General features: G+C 61.1%; 15 protein-coding genes and 3 tRNA genes. 17 read left to right on the top strand and 1 reads right to left on the bottom strand.

The window, feature by feature from the left end:
- Positions 1-9 precede the first annotated feature (9 nt).
- The 3 genes from asd to KGA97_RS02595 all read left to right on the top strand — a co-directional run bounded on the left by asd (position 10) and on the right by KGA97_RS02595 (position 5,220).
- Complete coding sequence (gene asd, locus KGA97_RS02605) at positions 10-1,122, top strand: aspartate-semialdehyde dehydrogenase (RefSeq protein ID WP_008037636.1); 1,113 nt, start codon at positions 10-12, stop codon at positions 1,120-1,122.
- A gap of 245 nt (positions 1,123-1,367) precedes the next feature.
- Positions 1,368-2,378 (top strand): aspartate-semialdehyde dehydrogenase, encoded by a 1,011-nt coding sequence (locus KGA97_RS02600; protein ID WP_207285153.1) that lies wholly within the window; start codon positions 1,368-1,370, stop codon positions 2,376-2,378.
- A gap of 208 nt (positions 2,379-2,586) precedes the next feature.
- Complete coding sequence (locus KGA97_RS02595) at positions 2,587-5,220, top strand: FimV/HubP family polar landmark protein (protein ID WP_223480168.1); 2,634 nt, start codon at positions 2,587-2,589, stop codon at positions 5,218-5,220.
- Positions 5,221-5,383: 163 nt separating this feature from the next.
- Here KGA97_RS02595 and KGA97_RS02590 read toward each other — a convergent pair whose 3' ends face one another.
- Entirely contained in the window at positions 5,384-6,043 is a 660-nt protein-coding gene (locus KGA97_RS02590; RefSeq protein ID WP_223480171.1) for a M24 family metallopeptidase, read from the bottom strand.
- A 191-nt stretch (positions 6,044-6,234) separates the two neighbouring features.
- Here KGA97_RS02590 and truA point away from each other — a divergent pair, with 191 nt between their 5' ends.
- From truA to KGA97_RS02520, 14 genes are all read left to right on the top strand, one after another.
- Positions 6,235-7,059 carry a tRNA pseudouridine(38-40) synthase TruA gene (gene truA, locus KGA97_RS02585; RefSeq protein WP_032828713.1) on the top strand — a complete coding sequence of 275 codons (825 nt, stop codon included), beginning with the start codon at positions 6,235-6,237 and terminating at the stop codon, positions 7,057-7,059.
- Positions 7,060-7,122: 63 nt separating this feature from the next.
- A complete protein-coding gene (locus tag KGA97_RS02580; protein WP_223434816.1) occupies positions 7,123-7,746 on the top strand; it encodes a phosphoribosylanthranilate isomerase in 624 nt (207 codons plus the stop codon).
- Positions 7,747-7,955: 209 nt separating this feature from the next.
- On the top strand, positions 7,956-8,876 hold the full coding sequence (accD, locus tag KGA97_RS02575) for an acetyl-CoA carboxylase, carboxyltransferase subunit beta (RefSeq protein ID WP_008028281.1): 921 nt from the start codon (positions 7,956-7,958) through the stop codon (positions 8,874-8,876).
- Positions 8,873-10,180, top strand: coding sequence for a bifunctional tetrahydrofolate synthase/dihydrofolate synthase (gene folC, locus KGA97_RS02570; protein ID WP_223480167.1), 1,308 nt, complete (start codon positions 8,873-8,875; stop codon positions 10,178-10,180). The genes accD and folC overlap by 4 nt, the downstream gene beginning before the upstream one ends.
- Positions 10,164-10,829: an SPOR domain-containing protein gene (locus KGA97_RS02565; protein ID WP_008037624.1), complete on the top strand. Its 666-nt coding sequence runs from the start codon at positions 10,164-10,166 to the stop codon at positions 10,827-10,829. The genes folC and KGA97_RS02565 overlap by 17 nt, the downstream gene beginning before the upstream one ends.
- A gap of 99 nt (positions 10,830-10,928) precedes the next feature.
- Positions 10,929-11,489 carry a CvpA family protein gene (locus tag KGA97_RS02560; RefSeq protein ID WP_008028275.1) on the top strand — a complete coding sequence of 187 codons (561 nt, stop codon included), beginning with the start codon at positions 10,929-10,931 and terminating at the stop codon, positions 11,487-11,489.
- A gap of 41 nt (positions 11,490-11,530) precedes the next feature.
- Positions 11,531-13,036 carry an amidophosphoribosyltransferase gene (gene purF, locus KGA97_RS02555; RefSeq protein WP_007935163.1) on the top strand — a complete coding sequence of 502 codons (1,506 nt, stop codon included), beginning with the start codon at positions 11,531-11,533 and terminating at the stop codon, positions 13,034-13,036.
- A 132-nt stretch (positions 13,037-13,168) separates the two neighbouring features.
- Positions 13,169-14,380, top strand: a complete 1,212-nt coding sequence (locus KGA97_RS02550) for an O-succinylhomoserine sulfhydrylase (protein ID WP_008037621.1) — start codon at positions 13,169-13,171, stop codon at positions 14,378-14,380.
- Complete coding sequence (locus tag KGA97_RS02545) at positions 14,377-15,153, top strand: SDR family oxidoreductase (RefSeq protein WP_008037619.1); 777 nt, start codon at positions 14,377-14,379, stop codon at positions 15,151-15,153. Before KGA97_RS02550 ends, KGA97_RS02545 begins: the two co-directional genes overlap by 4 nt.
- Positions 15,154-15,386: 233 nt before the next feature.
- Positions 15,387-15,462: transfer RNA gene (locus KGA97_RS02540), tRNA-Val, on the top strand.
- A gap of 54 nt (positions 15,463-15,516) precedes the next feature.
- Positions 15,517-15,593, top strand: a tRNA-Asp gene (locus KGA97_RS02535).
- Between the two features lie 102 nt (positions 15,594-15,695).
- A tRNA-Asp gene (locus KGA97_RS02530) sits at positions 15,696-15,772 on the top strand.
- A gap of 248 nt (positions 15,773-16,020) precedes the next feature.
- A complete protein-coding gene (locus tag KGA97_RS02525) occupies positions 16,021-16,530 on the top strand; it encodes a sigma-70 family RNA polymerase sigma factor (protein WP_223480166.1) in 510 nt (169 codons plus the stop codon).
- Entirely contained in the window at positions 16,527-17,474 is a 948-nt protein-coding gene (locus KGA97_RS02520) for a FecR domain-containing protein (RefSeq protein WP_223480165.1), read from the top strand. The genes KGA97_RS02525 and KGA97_RS02520 overlap by 4 nt, the downstream gene beginning before the upstream one ends.
- Positions 17,475-17,508 lie beyond the last annotated feature (34 nt).

Genomic DNA, 17,508 nt, shown 5'->3' with positions numbered 1-17,508 from the left:
GTAGTTGCGATGAAACGTGTAGGTCTGATCGGTTGGCGCGGTATGGTCGGTTCCGTGCTCATGCAGCGGATGCTGGAAGAGCAGGATTTCGATCTTATCGAGCCGGTGTTTTTCACCACTTCCAATGTCGGTGGCCAAGGCCCGTCCGTGGGTAAGGACATTGCTCCGCTCAAGGACGCTTACAGCATTGAAGAGCTGAAAACCCTCGACGTGATTCTGACCTGCCAGGGTGGCGACTACACCAGCGAAGTCTTCCCGAAGCTGCGCGAAGCCGGCTGGCAGGGTTACTGGATCGACGCCGCTTCCAGCCTGCGTATGCAGGATGACGCGGTCATCGTGCTGGACCCGGTCAACCGCAAGGTCATCGACCAGCAGCTCGACGCGGGCACCAAGAACTACATCGGCGGCAACTGCACCGTCAGCCTGATGCTGATGGGCCTGGGCGGTCTGTTCGAAGCCGGTCTGGTCGAGTGGATGAGCGCCATGACTTATCAGGCAGCCTCCGGTGGCGGCGCGCAGCATATGCGTGAACTGATCAAGCAAATGGGCGTGACCCACGGCGCTGTCGCCGATCAACTGGCCGACCCGGCCAGCGCCATCCTCGACATCGACCGTCGTGTGGCCGAAGCCATGCGCAGCGACGCGTACCCGACCGAGAACTTCGGCGTACCGTTGGCCGGCAGCCTGATCCCGTGGATCGACAAGGAACTGCCGAACGGTCAGAGCCGCGAAGAGTGGAAGGCCCAGGCCGAGACCAACAAGATCCTCGGTCGCTTCAAGAGCCCGATCCCGGTCGATGGCATCTGCGTGCGTGTCGGCGCCATGCGCTGCCACAGCCAGGCACTGACCATCAAGCTGAACAAAGACGTGCCGATCGCCGACATCGAAGGGTTGATCAGCCAGCACAACCCTTGGGTCAAGCTGGTGCCGAACAACCGCGACATCAGCATGCAGGAGCTGAGCCCGACCAAGGTTACCGGCACCCTGAATGTTCCGGTTGGCCGTCTGCGCAAGCTGAACATGGGTTCGCAGTTCGTCGGCGCGTTCACCGTCGGCGACCAGCTGCTGTGGGGCGCGGCCGAGCCGCTGCGTCGCATGCTGCGAATTCTGCTTGAGCGTTGATCGATTGAAGCAATGAAAGAACCCGTGCCCTGAAAGGGGCGCGGGTTTTTTTATGGAAGTTGTGTCGCCAGAAAGGGCCTCTTCGCGGGCAAGCCTCGCTCCTACATGGGGTCGCGCCGCACCTGTAGGAGCGAGGCTTGCCCGCGAAGAGGCCGGTACCGGCACCGCAAATCCCCGGCAGAAATTGCCTGCACACCCTCCACCCGGTAAAGTGCCGCTCCCCCCGTTTCGCCAGAGGTACACCCATGAGCCAGTCCTTTGATATTGCCGTGATCGGCGCCACCGGTACTGTCGGCGAAACGCTCGTGCAGATTCTCGAAGAACGCGACTTTCCGGTCGGTAACCTGCACCTGCTGGCCAGCAGCGAGTCCGCCGGTCATTCGGTGCCGTTTCGCGGCAAGAACGTGCGGGTGCGGGAGGTCGATGAGTTCGACTTCAGCAAAGTACAGCTGGTGTTCTTCGCCGCAGGTCCGGCGGTGACCTTGAGTTTCGCCTCGCGTGCCACGGCGGCCGGTTGCTCGCTGATCGATCTGTCCGGCGCCTTGCCTGCCGATCAGGCGCCGCACGTGGTGCCGGAAGCCAATGCTCAGGTTCTGGCCGGTCTGAAAAAGCCATTCCAGGTCAGCAGCCCAAGCCCGTCGGCCACCACCTTGGCCGTGGTACTCGCACCCTTGCTCGGTCTGCTCGATCTGCAGCGCGTCAATGTGACCGCCAGCCTGGCCGTTTCTGCCCAGGGCCGCGAAGCCGTCACGGAACTGGCCCGGCAAACCGCCGAGCTGCTCAATGTGCGTCCGCTGGAGCCGAGTTTTTTCGATCGGCAGATGGCCTTCAACCTGCTGGCGCAAGTCGGCAAGCCGGATGAAAACGGCCATACGCTGCTGGAAAAGCGTCTGGTGCGTGAGCTGCGTCAGGTCATGGCCTTGCCTTCATTAAAGATTTCCGTCACTTGCATTCAAGCCCCGGTGTTTTTTGGCGATAGCTTTAACGTGACCCTGCAGTCTGCAAGCGCTGTGGACCTGGTAAAAGTCAACGCGGCGCTGGAAGACGCTCCGGGTATCGAGCTGGTGGAAGCCGGCGATTACCCGACGCCGGTCGGCGATGCGGTAGGGCAGGATGTGGTCTACGTCGGTCGGGTTCGCGCTGGAATCGACGACCCGTCGGAACTTAATGTGTGGCTGACGTCAGATAACGTACGCAAAGGCGCGGCGCTCAATGCTGTGCAGGTGGCTGAATTGTTGATAAAAGACCTGCTGTAAAAGATACTTGGCAACAATTTGCAGAATGATTCTGGTCGGGCGTCATGCTCGACCGGATTGCTGAAGGCAAGCCACCCTGCGAGGCTTTCCGGGGCATGAAAGAAATGATCGCGCGCGACGACCCTTCGCCGCCGCGCGCAATGCCTTACGGCAGCGACTATCAACACCTTCTCGCTGGCCGAGGAATGTTCAAACAAAGGATGAGGCTATGGTTCAAGTTCGCAAACTGGTGTTAGCAATAGCGGCCGCCTCGGCGCTGTCCTCCGGTATGGCGCATGCGCTCGGGCTCGGGGAATTGACCCTGAAGTCGTCGCTGAACCAGCCGCTGGTGGCGGAAATCGAATTGCTCGACGTCAAGGAACTCACGGCCGCCGAATTGGTGCCGAGCCTGGCGTCGCCCGAAGATTTCGCCAAGGCCGGTGTCGACCGTCAGGCATTCCTCAATGACCTGAGCTTCACCCCGGTGCTCAACGCCAGTGGCAAAAGCATCTTGCGCGTGACCTCCAGCAAGCCGCTGTCCGAACCGATGGTGAAATTCCTGGTTCAGGTGATGTGGCCCAACGGTCGCCTGCTGCGCGATTACAGCGTGCTGCTCGATCCGTCCAAATTCTCGCCGCAAACCGCTGAAGCGGCTGCGCAGCCGGCGCCGACTCAGACTGTCGCTGCACCGGTGACCGGCGCTACCAAGCCGACCCAATACACCACCACGCCGCGCGATACCCTCTGGGAAATCGCTGCGAAGGCGCGCAATGGCGGCTCGGTTCAGCAAACCATGCTGGCCATCCAGGCGCTGAACCCGGATGCCTTCATCAACGGCAACATCAACCTGCTGAAAACCGGTCAGGTGCTGCGCCTGCCGGATCAGACGCAAGTCGCCAGCGTGCCGCAACCCAAAGCCATTGCCGAAGTCGCTGCGCAGAACACTGCGTGGCGTCAGGGGCGTCGCTATGTAGCGAAGCCTGGAGCAGGGCAGCAGCAACTCGACGCCACCAAGCGCCCTCGCGCTGAAGGCGCTCCTGTGCAGCCTGCCAAGGACAAACTGAGCCTGGTGTCTGCCGAGTCCGGCAAGGCCGGTGGCAAAGGTGCTGCAGGTGATGCGAAGGCCTTGAGCAACAAACTGGCCCTGGCCCAGGAAAGCCTCGACACGACCCGTCGTGACAACGCTGAACTGAAAAGCCGCATGACCGATCTGCAAAGTCAGCTGGACAAGCTGCAACGCCTGATCGAGCTGAAGAACAATCAACTGGCCAAGATGCAGGCCGAAGGTGCTGCGGGTGCGCCGGCTGCTGCTGTCGCGGCGGCCCCGGCGATCTCGGCCGAATTGACGCCGAGCCCTGCGCCCGCAACGCCAGCCCCGGTGGCGGCCGCTCCTGAGGCGGCGCCAGCTCCGGCTGAAACGCCTGTCGAGCCAGCGCCGGCCGCGTCTGGCGATCAGAAATTCAATGACCTGCTGACCAATCCGGTGCTGCTGGGTCTGGTCGGCGGCGGGGCAGTGGTTCTGCTGCTGTTGCTGCTGTTGCTGGCCCGTCGCCGCAAAGCCCAGCAGGAAGCCGAGAAACACCTGCGGATGGCCCGTGCCTTGTCCGAGGAGCAGGATTTCTCCGCTGATCTGGATTTGCCTGAAAGCAGCTTCGAAGGTCTGGAAGTGCCGCCGCCAAGCGTGAAGCTCGCGACCGCGCCAGCTCCTGCACCCGCGCCAACCCCGGCTCCCGCTCCGGCACCGGTCATTGAGCCAGTGGTGGTCATGCCGCCGATTGCCGCGCCACTGGTCGCGCCTGCCGCTGATCGTGATGACGACGTGCTGACCAAGGCGCAGTCGCACATGGCCGCCGGTCGCCTGAATCAGGCGGCGGCGTTGCTGGAAGATGGCATCAAGCAGGAGCCTCAGCGCAGTGACCTGCGTCTGAAGCTGATGGAAGTCTATGGCCAGCAGGGCGACCGCGACGCGTTCGTGGCCCAGGAGCGTCAGCTCGTGGCCAACGGCGAAAACTTCGCCCGTGTCGAAGAGCTGAAAAGCCGCTTCCCGGCCATGGCGGTCGTCGTGGCGGGTGGTCTGGCTGCTGCGGCCGTCGCTGCCGAACTGGACGCCGAATACGTCAAAGAGCTGTTGATGGACGAGTCCGAAGAGCCGGCGCCGGCACTGGCCGATGACGACTTCGACAGCGCGTTTGATTTGAGTCTGGATGATCTGGAAAACGTCGTTCCTGTGGTGGCTGCGCCTGAGCCGACGCCTGAGCCAGAACCAGAGGCTTTGGCCGAACTGGATGAATTCCCGCTGGACGACGACCTGAGCTTTGAGTCGGTGTTGCAGCAACAGACTGAAATCAAGGAAAACCTCGACGACCTGTCGGACTTCGATCTGGACATGGACCTCGGTGCCGATCCGTCGCCAGGGATCCTCGATGAAGACGATTTCCTGTTGAGCCTGGATGACGACGTCAAGGACTTGCCTGCCGTGGAAGTGCCAGCCGCCGCTCCTGAGGTCGCGCTGGATGATCTGGAGCTGCCGGCGGATTTCGATCTGTCGCTGGCCGATGAAATGGACGCTCCGGATGCATTTGCCGCTGAGCTGGATGACGTCAACGCCGAGCTGGATCGTCTGTCGCAGAGCATTGGCGAACCGACCTTCACTGCCGAAGACGCATTGGCTTCCGCCGCTGATGAGCCGGAATTCGATTTCCTCTCCGGCACCGACGAAGTCGCCACCAAGCTCGACCTGGCCCAGGCCTACATCGACATGGGCGACGCCGACGGCGCGCGGGACATCCTCAATGAGGTGGTCAGCGAAGGTGACGCGGGTCAGAAGAGCGAAGCCAAGGAAATGCTTTCGCGTCTGGCTTGAGTGATCGGTAAGGCATAAACAAAACGGCAGCCCATTGAGGCTGCCGTTTTTGTTTTATCGATAATGCGATGGAGTCTGTTGAGGTGTCTTCGCGGGCAAGCCTCGCTCCTACAGGAGTTGTGGATTCCCGTAGGAGCGAGGCTTGCCCGCGAAGCTTTTCGGTTCAGGCCAGCAAATCCTCATAAAACGCACCAAACGGCCGGGTAGGGTGGGCGATCTGGATTTCCAGAATCCATAACCCCACATTCGGACATTCCTCGAAATTCCCCAGATCCCCGGCACGATAAATCGCATGGGGGAAATCACTGATCCGGTGCCCCTTGATTTCCAGGTTCAGCTTCCAGCCCATCGCCGTCGCCTGTTCGTCGGCGTAGCGATACAGCTCGGGACCGGCCACCTGCCGGGTTCGCCAGTAATCGTGAACCTGATCGAACAAGGTCTTCGCGGCCGTCGCGCACGCCTTCATCTCGGAATCAGCGCCGACGACGAACGTTGCGCCGGAGTCGCCTTCATGGCGATCCCAGACCACGCCAAGGTCGATAAAGAATATGTCGTTCTCGGCCAGTACCGGATCGCCTTCGGAGCGCTGCTTGAAGGTTTTCAGGGTGTTTTCGCCAAAGCGGATCTTTGACGGGTGCCAGATGCGGTCCATTCCCAGCTCGTTCAATACCTCAAGGCTCATGGCCAGCGCTTCGGATTCACGCATACCGGGTTTGATGCGTCTGGCCATTTCGTCGATGGCTTCCCACGTCTTGCGTTTGGCGTGCAGCATGCCTTCCAGGCTGTACGCCAGGCCGACGGCTTCTTTGAGAGGTGCATTCATCATCAGGTCTCGGTGGTGTTCTGTTTTTTTTCGTTGTGTAGTTATCTATATAGCGAAGTCTGTATGGACACTGCAACGGCACAAACGACACACGCCTCTGGCGTCCCGGTCCGGCGGCCTTATAATGCCCGCCTTTGCGTAGATCAGCAGGCTGTCACTCCTTGGCAAATATAGATAACCCGGCCGCCGAAATGGCGGCCGACGGCTTTTTCCGCATCGCGTTGGGCGTTGAATACAAAGGCTCTCGCTATCGCGGCTGGCAGCGTCAGGCCTCCGGCGTGCTCACGGTGCAGGAAACCCTGGAAAACGCCTTGTCCAAAGTTGCCGACTCACCCGTGTCGCTGCTGTGCGCCGGGCGCACGGACGCCGGCGTGCATGCGTGCGGGCAGGTGGTGCATTTCGACACGCAGGTCGAGCGGTCGATGAAAGCCTGGGTCATGGGTGCCAACATCAACTTGCCCCACGACGTCAGCGTCAGTTGGGCCAAGGTCATGCCGGCGCATTTTCATGCGCGGTTCAAGGCCATCGCCCGGCGCTATCGCTACGTGATCTACAACGATCAGATCCGTCCGGCGCACCTGAACGAAGAAATTACCTGGAATCACCGTCCGCTCGACGTCGAGCGCATGGCTGAGGCTGCGCAATACCTGGTCGGCACCCACGATTTCAGCGCTTTTCGCGCTGGCCAGTGCCAGGCCAAATCGCCGGTCAAGGAGCTGCATCACCTGCGCGTCACGCGTCACGGCAAGATGATCGTGCTGGATATCCGCGCCAGCGCCTTCCTGCACCACATGGTGCGTAACATTGCCGGTGTATTGATGACCATCGGCGCCGGCGAGCGTCCGGTGGAGTGGATGAAGGAAGTGCTGGAGAGCCGCATTCGCCGTTCCGGTGGGGTAACGGCGCATCCATTCGGCCTGTATCTGGTGCAGGTCGAGTACCGCGACGAGTTCGAATTGCCTGAACGTTACATTGGCCCACACTTCCTGACCGGTTTCACCGAACTTGACGGCTGACGCCCTTGAACGCATTTGTTACCATCCGGGACTTTCTCGGATTTACCCTGAGGTTTTATCGACATGTCAGCCGTTCGCAGCAAGATTTGCGGGATTACCCGCATAGAAGATGCGTTGGCGGCGGTCGAGGCCGGGGCTGATGCCATCGGGTTTGTGTTTTACGCCAAGAGCCCGCGGGCTGTGACGTTCCAGCAGGCCCGCGACATCATCAAGGCGCTGCCGCCGTTCGTGACGACCGTGGGTTTGTTCGTCAACGCCAGCCGTTGCGAGTTGGGAGAGTTGCTCGACGCCGTGCCGCTGGACCTGTTGCAGTTCCATGGCGACGAAACCGCTGCCGACTGTGAAGGCTGGCATCGACCGTACATCAAGGCGCTGCGGGTCAAGGCCGGCGACGACATTGCGGCGGCATGCAATGCGTTTCCAAGTGCCAGCGGTATCCTGCTCGACGCCTACGTTGAAGGTGTACCTGGCGGAACCGGCGAAGCGTTCGACTGGTCTCTGATACCGCAAGGCTTGAGCAAGCCGATCATCCTGGCGGGCGGTTTGACGCCGGACAACGTCGCCGAAGCGATTACCCGGGTTCGGCCTTACGCCGTGGACGTCAGTGGTGGAGTAGAGGCGAGCAAGGGCATCAAGGATCACGCAAAGATTCAGGCATTCATTAACGCAGTACGCAGCAGCAAGTAGTTGATGTGACGGCTGGCAGACTGCCGCCGTCCCAAAATGCACTGCGCTGCACAAAGCAGGCACGGCTGAGGATTGATGGGTTGTACGCAGGTCACGCTTCACTGACCCGGCCACCCACCGATCATCGCCACACACATGAATTTAGCTCAAGGGCATACGCGGGGCTGCGAACCAGAGCGTTCGGGCCGCCGGTACTGGAGAAAGAAAGCATGAGCAACTGGTTAGTAGACAAACTGATCCCTTCGATCATGCGTTCCGAGGTCAAGAAGAGCTCGGTGCCTGAAGGTCTGTGGCACAAATGCCCGTCTTGCGAGGCTGTGCTGTATCGTCCGGAGCTGGAAAAGACCCTGGATGTTTGCCCGAAGTGCAACCACCACATGCGTATCGGCGCCCGCGCCCGTATCGACATCTTCCTCGACGCCGAAGGCCGCAGCGAGCTGGGTGCGGACCTGGAGCCAGTCGACCGTCTGAAATTCCGTGACGGCAAGAAGTACAAGGACCGCCTGACCGCTGCGCAAAAGCAGACTGGCGAGAAAGACGCGCTGATCTCCATGAGTGGCACCCTGCTGGGCATGCCGGTGGTGGTTTCGGCCTTCGAATTCTCCTTCATGGGCGGTTCCATGGGTGCGATCGTCGGTGAGCGCTTCGTACGCGCCGCCAACTACGCCCTGGAAAACAAATGCCCGATGATCTGCTTCGCCGCTTCCGGCGGTGCGCGGATGCAGGAAGCCCTGATTTCCCTGATGCAAATGGCCAAGACCTCTGCGGTACTGGCGCGTCTGCGTGAAGAAGGCATTCCGTTCATCTCCGTGCTGACCGATCCGGTCTACGGCGGCGTCTCCGCCAGCCTGGCGATGCTTGGCGACGTGATCGTCGGCGAGCCGAAAGCCCTGATCGGCTTCGCCGGTCCACGCGTGATCGAGCAAACCGTTCGCGAAAAACTGCCGGAAGGCTTCCAGCGCAGCGAATTCCTGCTGGAGCACGGTGCGATCGACATGATCATTCACCGTCAGGAGCTGCGTCCGCGCCTGGGTAACCTGCTGGCGCAACTGACCGGCAAGCCGACGCCGAAATTCGTCGCCGCGCCAATCGAGCCGATCGTCGTTCCGCCGGTGCCTGCAAACATATGACCCAACGAACCCTTGGCGAGTGGCTCGCCTACCTTGAGCAGTTGCACCCTTCGGCCATCGACATGGGCCTTGAGCGCTCGCAACAGGTAGCGTCCCGCATGGGGCTGGGCAAGCCGGCGCCTCGGGTGATCACGGTCACTGGCACCAACGGCAAGGGTTCCACCTGCGCATTCGTGGCTTCATTGCTGCGAGCGCAGGGTCTGAAGGTTGGTGTCTACAATTCTCCGCACCTGCTGCGTTACAACGAGCGGGTGCAGGTCAACGGTGTCGAAGCGACGGATGCCGAGCTGTGCGAAGCCTTTGCTGCGGTAGAGGCAGGGCGTGGCGAAACCTCCCTGACTTACTTCGAAATGGGCACCCTGGCGGCGTTCTGGCTGTTTCAACGGTCAGCGCTGGATGCCGTGGTGCTGGAAGTCGGTCTGGGCGGGCGGCTGGACACGGTCAACGTGGTGGATGCCGACATGGCGCTGGTGACCAGCATCGGCGTGGATCACGCGGATTATCTGGGCGACACCCGTGAGTCAGTGGCCTATGAAAAGGCCGGCATCTTCCGCCAGGGCGCGCCTGCGCTCTGTGGAGACCTGAATCCTCCTCAACCTCTGCTGGACAAGGCGCGCGAGCTGGCTTGCCCGTTTTTCCTGCGGGGACGCGATTTTGACCTCGGTGTCACCGATCACAACTGGCAATGGCGCGGTCTTGACGCTCAAGGGCGTGTAGTCGAGTTGCATGATCTGCCGTTGCTCGATCTGCCGATGGAAAACGCCGCGCTGGCGTTGCAGGCGTACCTGTTGCTTGGTTTGCCCTGGGTCGATGCGCAGATTATTGATGCGCTGAAAGCCACGCGAGTGGTCGGTCGCCTCGACCGCCGCCAGTTCGACTGGCAGGGCAAGCGTCTGAACCTGTTGCTGGATGTGGGGCATAACCCTCACGCCGCCGAATACCTGGCCCGTCGTCTGGCGAGCCGACCGCCGGCCGGCAAGCGTCTGGCGGTGTTTGGGTTGCTGGCGGACAAGGATCTGGATGGTGTTGTCGGCGAATTGAATGCTAGTGTCCAGCACTGGGCTGTTGCGCCGCTGGATTCGCCGCGGGCACGGCCGGTCGCCGAATTGCACGGGGTGTTGCACAACCTCGGTGCTTCAGTCGCGTCCTATGACAGCGTGGCCGCCGCCCTGGAAGGGCAGTGCGCGCTGGCGACGAGCGACGACGAAATTCTGTTGTTCGGATCATTTTATTGTGTTGCCGAGGCCCTTGAATGGCTGGCCCGGCGCTCCACGGAGGAAGCGGCAAATGGCATTGCTGGATAAGGCTTACAAACAGCGCATGGTCGGCGCCCTGGTGCTGGTGGCGCTGGCGGTGATTTTCCTGCCGATGCTGTTTTCCCGTCAGGATGAGCAGCGTCAGGTGACGGTCGAAGCGCCAGCCGCCCCGCAAGCGCCTTCGGTGCCGCAGGTGCAGGTTGAGCCGGTGGCGGTGCCTGAGCCGCAAGTCTTGCCGCAGGAGCCTGTGCCGAGTGATGACGACATCGCGCAGCAGGAAGAGCCCGTAATGCCGATCGCGCCGACTGCGCCCGTCGCACCTGCGCCTGCCGCAAAACCGGTAACGCCGCCTCCGGCACCGGCTCCGGTCAACAAACCGACGACTGCGCCGAGCCAGCCGATTACCGCCGCACCGGGTAAGCCGGATACTACTCAAAGCCGCGTCGACGCCAATGGCCTGTCGGTCAGCTGGTCGGTGCAACTGGCTAGCCTGTCGAGCCGCGCCAGCGCAGAAAACCTGCAGAAAACCCTGCGCAGCCAAGGCTACAACGCCTACATTCGCACGGCTGACGGCAAGAATCGGGTGTTCGTAGGGCCGTTGATCGAGCGTGCGGAAGCCGATCGTCTGCGCGACTTGTTGAACCGCCAGCAGAACCTCAAGGGTTTTGTGGTGCGCTTCCAGCCTGAGCGCGGTTGAAAACTATCGACCCGATTTGAAATGCACTGACAATCGCAGCTTACCGATAAGCATGGGCTCTGCTAAAATGCGCCGCCTTATCCGTCTGTAGGCTGCACTGTGCCATTTACCTGGGTTGACTGGGCGATCGTTGCAATCGTCGCCATCTCCGCATTGATCAGTCTGAGCCGCGGCTTCGTCAAAGAAGCATTATCGCTGGTGACCTGGATCATCGCAGGAGTCGTCGCCTGGATGTTCGGTGGTGCATTGTCCGAATACCTCGCCGGATACATCGAAACGCCATCGGCACGTGTGATCACGGGCTGCGCAATAATGTTTGTCGCCACGCTGATCGTAGGCGCAATGATCAATTATCTTATCGGCGAATTGGTTCGCGTCACCGGGTTGTCCGGGACCGATCGATTCCTCGGCATGGCCTTCGGCGCCGCGCGTGGCGTGTTGCTGGTGGTCGTGGCGGTCGGGCTGTTGAGCCTGGGGCCGGTACAGCAGGACGGGTGGTGGCAACAGTCGCAACTCGTGCCAAAATTTCTATTGGTCGCAGACTGGTCCAAAAACCTGATTCTCGGGTGGAGCAGTCAGTGGCTTGCCAGCGGTATCAGCGTACCCGCTGAAATACCGTTCAAGGAGCACCTCTTGCCGACGGCCAAAACGCCTCAGTGAGTTGTGTTCAGTTCAGATCCATTAAGTAGGGGTTGCGTCGCATGTGTGGCATCGTCGGTATCGTCGGTAAGTCGAACGTCAATCAGGCGCTGTATGACGCGCTAACCGTCCTCCAGCACCGCGGCCAGGACGCTGCCGGTATCGTGACCAGCCATGACGGCCGGTTATTCCTGCGCAAGGACAATGGCCTGGTGCGTGACGTGTTCCATCAGCGTCACATGCAGCGTCTGGTCGGTCACATGGGCATTGGCCATGTGCGTTACCCGACCGCGGGCAGCTCGACCTCGGCCGAAGCTCAACCGTTCTACGTCAACTCGCCTTACGGCATCACCCTGGCGCACAACGGTAACCTGACCAACGTTGAACAGCTGGCCAAGGAGATTTACGAATCTGACCTGCGCCACGTCAACACCAATTCCGATTCGGAAGTGCTGCTCAACGTGTTCGCGCACGAACTGGCCCAGCGTGGCAAGTTGCAGCCTACCGAAGAAGACGTGTTCGCTGCCGTCACTGACGTGCACAACCGTTGCGTCGGTGGTTACGCCGTCGTGGCGATGGTGACCGGTTACGGCATCGTCGGTTTCCGCGACCCGCACGGCATCCGTCCGATCGTTTTCGGTCAGCGTCACACCGACGAAGGCGTGGAGTACATGATCGCCTCCGAAAGCGTGTCCCTGGACGTGCTCGGTTTCACCCTGATTCGCGACCTGGCACCGGGCGAAGCGGTCTACATCACTGAAGACGGCAAGCTGCACACCCGTCAGTGCGCGACCAACCCGTCCTTGACCCCGTGCATCTTCGAACACGTCTACCTGGCGCGTCCGGACTCGATCATCGACGGTGTCTCGGTTTATAAGGCCCGTCTGCGCATGGGTGAGAAGCTCGCCGAGAAGATCCTGCGCGAGCGTCCGGATCACGACATCGACGTGGTTATCCCGATTCCGGACACCAGCCGTACCGCTGCTCTGGAGCTGGCGAACCACCTGGGCGTCAAGTTCCGCGAAGGCTTCGTGAAGAACCGTTATATCGGCCGGACCTTCATCATGCCGGGCCAGGCCGCACGGAAAAAATCCGTACGCCAGAAGCTCAACGCCATCGAACTGGAATTCCGCGGCAAGAACGTGATGCTGGTGGATGACTCGATCGTTCGCGGCACCACTTGCAAGCAAATCATCCAGATGGCCCGCGAAGCTGGCGCCAAAAACGTCTACTTCTGCTCCGCGGCACCGGCCGTTCGCTACCCGAACGTCTACGGCATCGACATGCCGAGCGCCCACGAGCTGATCGCCCATAACCGTTCGACCCAGGACGTCGCGGATCTGATCGGCGCAGACTGGCTGATCTATCAGGACTTGCCTGACTTGATCGAAGCGGTCGGTGGCGGCAAGATCAAGATCGACAAGTTCGATTGCGCGGTGTTCGACGGCCAGTACGTGACCGGCGACGTCGACGAGGCTTACCTGAACAAGATCGAGCAGGCACGCAATGATGCCTCCAAGGTCAAGACGCAGGCAGTCAGCGCGATCATTGATCTGTACAACAACTGAGTAAACGCGCGGCCTGTAGGAGCGAGGCTTGCCCGCGAAGCTTTTGGTGTTCCCAAAGGCCCCTTCGCGGGCAAGCCATGCTCCTACAGGCCGTTTTTGTATCTATTAGCGAGTAGGGCAAGGAGTGACAGCATGAGTCAGGATTGGGATGCCGGTCGGCTGGACAGCGACCTCGAAGGCGTAGCGTTCGATACCCTGGCCGTACGCGCCGGTCAGCACCGCACGCCGGAAGGCGAACACGGTGATCCGATGTTCTTCACTTCCAGCTATGTATTCCGTACCGCCGCCGACGCGGCCGCACGTTTTGCCGGGGAAGTGCCGGGCAACGTTTACTCGCGTTACACCAACCCTACCGTGCGCGCGTTCGAAGAGCGCATTGCCGCGCTGGAAAGCGCCGAGCAAGCCGTGGCCACCGCCACCGGCATGGCCGCCATCATGGCGGTGGTGATGAGTCTGTGCAGCGCCGGCGACCATGTGCTGGTCTCGCGCAGCGTGTTCGGTTCGACCATCAGCCTGTTCGAGAAGTACTTCAAGCGCTTCGGCATCGAAGTCGATTACGTGCCTCTGGCGGATCTGTCCGGCTGGGACGCGGCGATCAAGGCCAACACCAAATTGCTGTTCGTCGAGTCGCCGTCCAATCCGCTGGCCGAGCTGGTGGATATCGCCGAACTGGCGAAAATCGCTCACGCCAAAGGCGCGATGCTGGTGGTCGACAACTGCTTCTGCACGCCTGCGCTGCAGCAGCCGCTGAAGATGGGCGCGGACATCGTTGTGCACTCGGCGACCAAGTTCATCGACGGCCAGGGCCGTTGCATGGGCGGCGTAGTGGCCGGTCGCAGCGAGCAGATGAAAGAAGTGGTCGGTTTCCTGCGCACCGCTGGGCCAACCTTGAGCCCGTTCAACGCATGGATCTTCCTCAAAGGCCTGGAAACCCTGAACCTGCGCATGAAGGCGCACTGCGCCAATGCCCAGCAACTGGCCGAGTGGCTGGAGCAGCAGGACGGTATCGAGAAAGTCCATTACGCCGGCCTGAAAAGCCATCCGCAACACGCGTTGGCACAGCGTCAGCAGAAAGGTTTCGGCGCCGTGGTGAGTTTCGAGGTCAAGGGCGGTAAAGAGGGCGCGTGGCGCTTTATCGATGCAACCCGATTGATTTCGATCACCGCCAACCTTGGCGACAGCAAGACCACCATCACCCACCCGAGCACCACCTCCCACGGCCGTCTGGCGCCGCAAGAGCGTGAAGCAGCGGGCATTCGTGACAGCCTGATCCGCATTGCGGTCGGTCTGGAAGACGTGGCCGACCTGCAGGCTGATCTGGCGCGCGGGTTGGCTGCCTTGTGATCGAGTTGTCCACGCCGACTACCAGTTCCAATGGCCGCGTCGCACTGGTGACCGGTGCTGCGCGGGGCATTGGTCTGGGGATTGCGGCCTGGCTGATCAGCGAAGGCTGGCAGGTGGTGCTGACGGACCTGGATCGGGTGCGTGGTTCGAAGGTGGCGAAGGTGCTGGGCGACAACGCCTGGTTCATCGCCATGGACGTCTCGAACGAAGGGCAGGTGGCGTTGGGTGTTGCCGAAGTGCTGGGGCAGTTCGGGCGTCTGGATGCGCTGGTGTGCAACGCGGCAGTGGCCGATCCGCACAACATCACCCTGGAAAGCCTCGATCTGGCTTACTGGAATCGGGTACTGGCGGTAAACCTCAGCGGGCCGATGCTGTTGGCCAAGCACTGTGCGCCGTACCTGCGTGCTCACAGCGGTGCGATCGTCAACCTGGCCTCGACCCGCGCCGGGCAGTCAGAACCCGACACGGAGGCCTATGCGGCGAGCAAGGGCGGACTGCTGGCCTTGACTCACGCCTTGGCAATCAGTCTTGGGCCGGAAATTCGCGTCAACGCCGTCAGCCCTGGCTGGATCGATGCGCGAGACCCTGGGGTGCGGCGTGCCGAACCCCTCACAGAAGCCGACCATGCGCAGCATCCGGCGGGCAGGGTAGGGACGGTCGAGGACGTGGCGGCGATGGTTGCCTGGTTGCTGTCGAAGAATGCGGGTTTCGTCACGGGCCAGGAGTTTGTGGTCGATGGCGGCATGACCAAGAAGATGATTTACAGCGAATAGCAGTGCGGGGGCGGTCTTCTGCATTGATGCCGAATGTGCCGGCCTCTTCGCGAGCAGGCTCGCTCCCACATAAAAACGCGGCCCACTGTGGGAGCGAGCCTGCTCGCGAAGCGGTCTGACGGCCGCGCACATCCCCGGGGATGACACGATTTTGTCTTTTTCAGAAAAACTTCAATCCTGCTATTGACTTAGCTTCGTTAGGTGCGTAAATTTCGCGGCCTCAGAGAAGCAAAGGGTGATTAGCTCAGCTGGGAGAGCGTCTGCCTTACAAGCAGAATGTCGGCGGTTCGATCCCGTCATCACCCACCACTTCTTGAGACTCTTGCGAAAGCAGGAGGGAAGCTGAAAAGCCTCCACCGACGCGCAGCGGTAGTTCAGTCGGTTAGAATACCGGCCTGTCACGCCGGGGGTCGCGGGTTCGAGTCCCGTCCGCTGCGCCATATTTTCCGAGTCAGGTTTATCCCTGATTTGAGATTGAAAGAGAGATTGAAAAGTCTCGGAGCCTCAATCAGACGAGTTAGGACGCAAGTCCAAAGCGATACGCAGCGGTAGTTCAGTCGGTTAGAATACCGGCCTGTCACGCCGGGGGTCGCGGGTTCGAGTCCCGTCCGCTGCGCCATATCTGCCTCAAGGCCCACTGAACGCCTTGGAGCTACGAAGAAGCCTCTGGTGATCTTCGAGTCGATAGCAAAGACCCTGGTCGAAAGACCGGGGTTTTTTGTGTCTGAAATTTGGCTTTTATGCCGCTTCACGCTTACCCATATGACCTTTCTGCGCGTCCGTTGCATAAAGGGCTTCCTTCGTAGCTCTGACATTAATTAGAATCACTCTCATTTACGATAACTCCTTGGCACAGGGCTTCTTGAGATGAGTGATGCAGCGATGCTGAAGGAGCAAACCCTCCACGACCTGTACCGCGATCACCGTGGCTGGCTGGAAGGCTGGTTGAGAAGGCGCATGGGCAACGGCTGTGATGCGGCGGATTTGAGCCAGGATACGTTCCTGCGCGTGCTCGCCAGCTCTCAGCGCATCGCTGACTTGCAAGAGCCCCGTGCCTATCTGCTGACCGTCGGCAAACGCCTGCTGAGCAACTTCTATCAGCGTCGCAGCCTTGAGCAAGCCTATCTGGCTGCGTTGGCGTCGATGCCTGAAGACTGTGCGCCATCACCCGAACAGCGCTGGCTGCTGCTGGAAACCCTGCAAGCACTGGATGAGCTGCTCGACGGACTGCCAAGGGCGGTGCGCCGAGCGTTTCTCTGGAGTCAGCTTGAAGGCTTGAACTACCAGCAAATCGCCGAGCGCCTGCGGGTGTCGGAGCGCACGATCAAACGTTACATGGCGCAAGCCTACGAGCATTGCCTGTTGGTGGAGCTGTGAACAGTCAGTCTTCTTCCGATCCCCGTCAGGCCGTCCGGGCTGCCGCGCAATGGCTTGCGTTGCTCGAATCTGGTGGCGCCAATGAGCAGGACCGCGCGAACTTGCAGCGTTGGCGTGACACCTGCGCCAGTCACGAGCAGGCGTGGCAGAAGGCCCAGGCTTTGCGTCAGCGTTTCGCCGATCTACCGTCGGCGTTGGCGTTGAGCAGCCTGGACCGTCCTGATCCGGGCCGACGCGCAGTGCTGAAGCGCGCATTGGGCGCCGTGGCGTTGGTGCCGACGGCCTGGCTGATCAGTCGACAATTGCCTCTGGACGTCTGGCGTGCCGACCTGCACACCGCCACTGGCGAGCGCAAAAAGGTGCAGCTCGCCGATGGCAGTTCCTTGCAGCTCAATACCGCCAGCGCCGTTGATGTGGATGTGCAGAACCGCCGCGTGAAGCTGATAGAAGGCGAGCTGTCGCTGAAGGTGCCGGGCATTGCGCCGCTGACGATCCAGACGAAGTTCGGCAACGTTATCCTCAGCCAGAGCGAAGTCTGCGTGCGCCAGGAGGCATGGGGCTGTCGGGTGTCGGTGTTCAACGGTAGCGTGCAGTTGCAGCCCCTGCATGGGGCGGCACTGGCATTGCGCGAGGGGCAGCAGGTCAGCCTTGAAGCGGCGGGTGTCGGCGCGATCACGCCATTCGATGCGCTTGCACTAGGTTGGCGTGAAGGCGTGCTGATGGCGAAGAACCAGCCGCTGGGGGATTTCCTGCGCGAACTCGGCACTTACCGACCGGGCGTTCTGCGCTGGGAGCCTGAACTGGAAAGTCTGCGTGTCACCGGCAGTTTCCGTCTCGACGACACGGATCGCGTCCTCGCGCTGCTTGCGGCCAGTCTGCCGCTGGAGGTGCATTCCCGAACCCGCTACTGGGTCACGTTGCTGCCGCGCAAAAATAGTGTGTAAAGCCTGTCCCCTTTTTTCGACTCGCTTGTCATTC

The organism is Pseudomonas sp. BF-B-15 (genome assembly GCF_019946675.1).
Lineage (GTDB): Bacteria > Pseudomonadota > Gammaproteobacteria > Pseudomonadales > Pseudomonadaceae > Aquipseudomonas > Aquipseudomonas migulae.
This window is presented reverse-complemented; position numbering and strand designations above follow the sequence as displayed.

Bases quoted from the DNA above. Each gene is read 5' to 3' on its own strand.
- KGA97_RS02525 (WP_223480166.1), top strand. From the start codon at position 16,021: ATGAGTGATGCAGCGATGCTGAAGGAGCAAACCCTCCACGACCTGTAC.
- accD (WP_008028281.1), top strand. From the start codon at position 7,956: ATGAGCAACTGGTTAGTAGACAAACTGATCCCTTCGATCATGCGTTCC.
- KGA97_RS02595 (WP_223480168.1), top strand. From the start codon at position 2,587: ATGGTTCAAGTTCGCAAACTGGTGTTAGCAATAGCGGCCGCCTCGGCG.
- KGA97_RS02590 (WP_223480171.1), bottom strand. From the start codon at position 6,043: ATGAATGCACCTCTCAAAGAAGCCGTCGGCCTGGCGTACAGCCTGGAA.
- purF (WP_007935163.1), top strand. From the start codon at position 11,531: ATGTGTGGCATCGTCGGTATCGTCGGTAAGTCGAACGTCAATCAGGCG.
- KGA97_RS02565 (WP_008037624.1), top strand. From the start codon at position 10,164: ATGGCATTGCTGGATAAGGCTTACAAACAGCGCATGGTCGGCGCCCTG.
- KGA97_RS02580 (WP_223434816.1), top strand. From the start codon at position 7,123: ATGTCAGCCGTTCGCAGCAAGATTTGCGGGATTACCCGCATAGAAGAT.
- folC (WP_223480167.1), top strand. From the start codon at position 8,873: ATGACCCAACGAACCCTTGGCGAGTGGCTCGCCTACCTTGAGCAGTTG.
- KGA97_RS02600 (WP_207285153.1), top strand. From the start codon at position 1,368: ATGAGCCAGTCCTTTGATATTGCCGTGATCGGCGCCACCGGTACTGTC.
- truA (WP_032828713.1), top strand. From the start codon at position 6,235: ATGGCGGCCGACGGCTTTTTCCGCATCGCGTTGGGCGTTGAATACAAA.
- KGA97_RS02550 (WP_008037621.1), top strand. From the start codon at position 13,169: ATGAGTCAGGATTGGGATGCCGGTCGGCTGGACAGCGACCTCGAAGGC.
- asd (WP_008037636.1), top strand. From the start codon at position 10: ATGAAACGTGTAGGTCTGATCGGTTGGCGCGGTATGGTCGGTTCCGTG.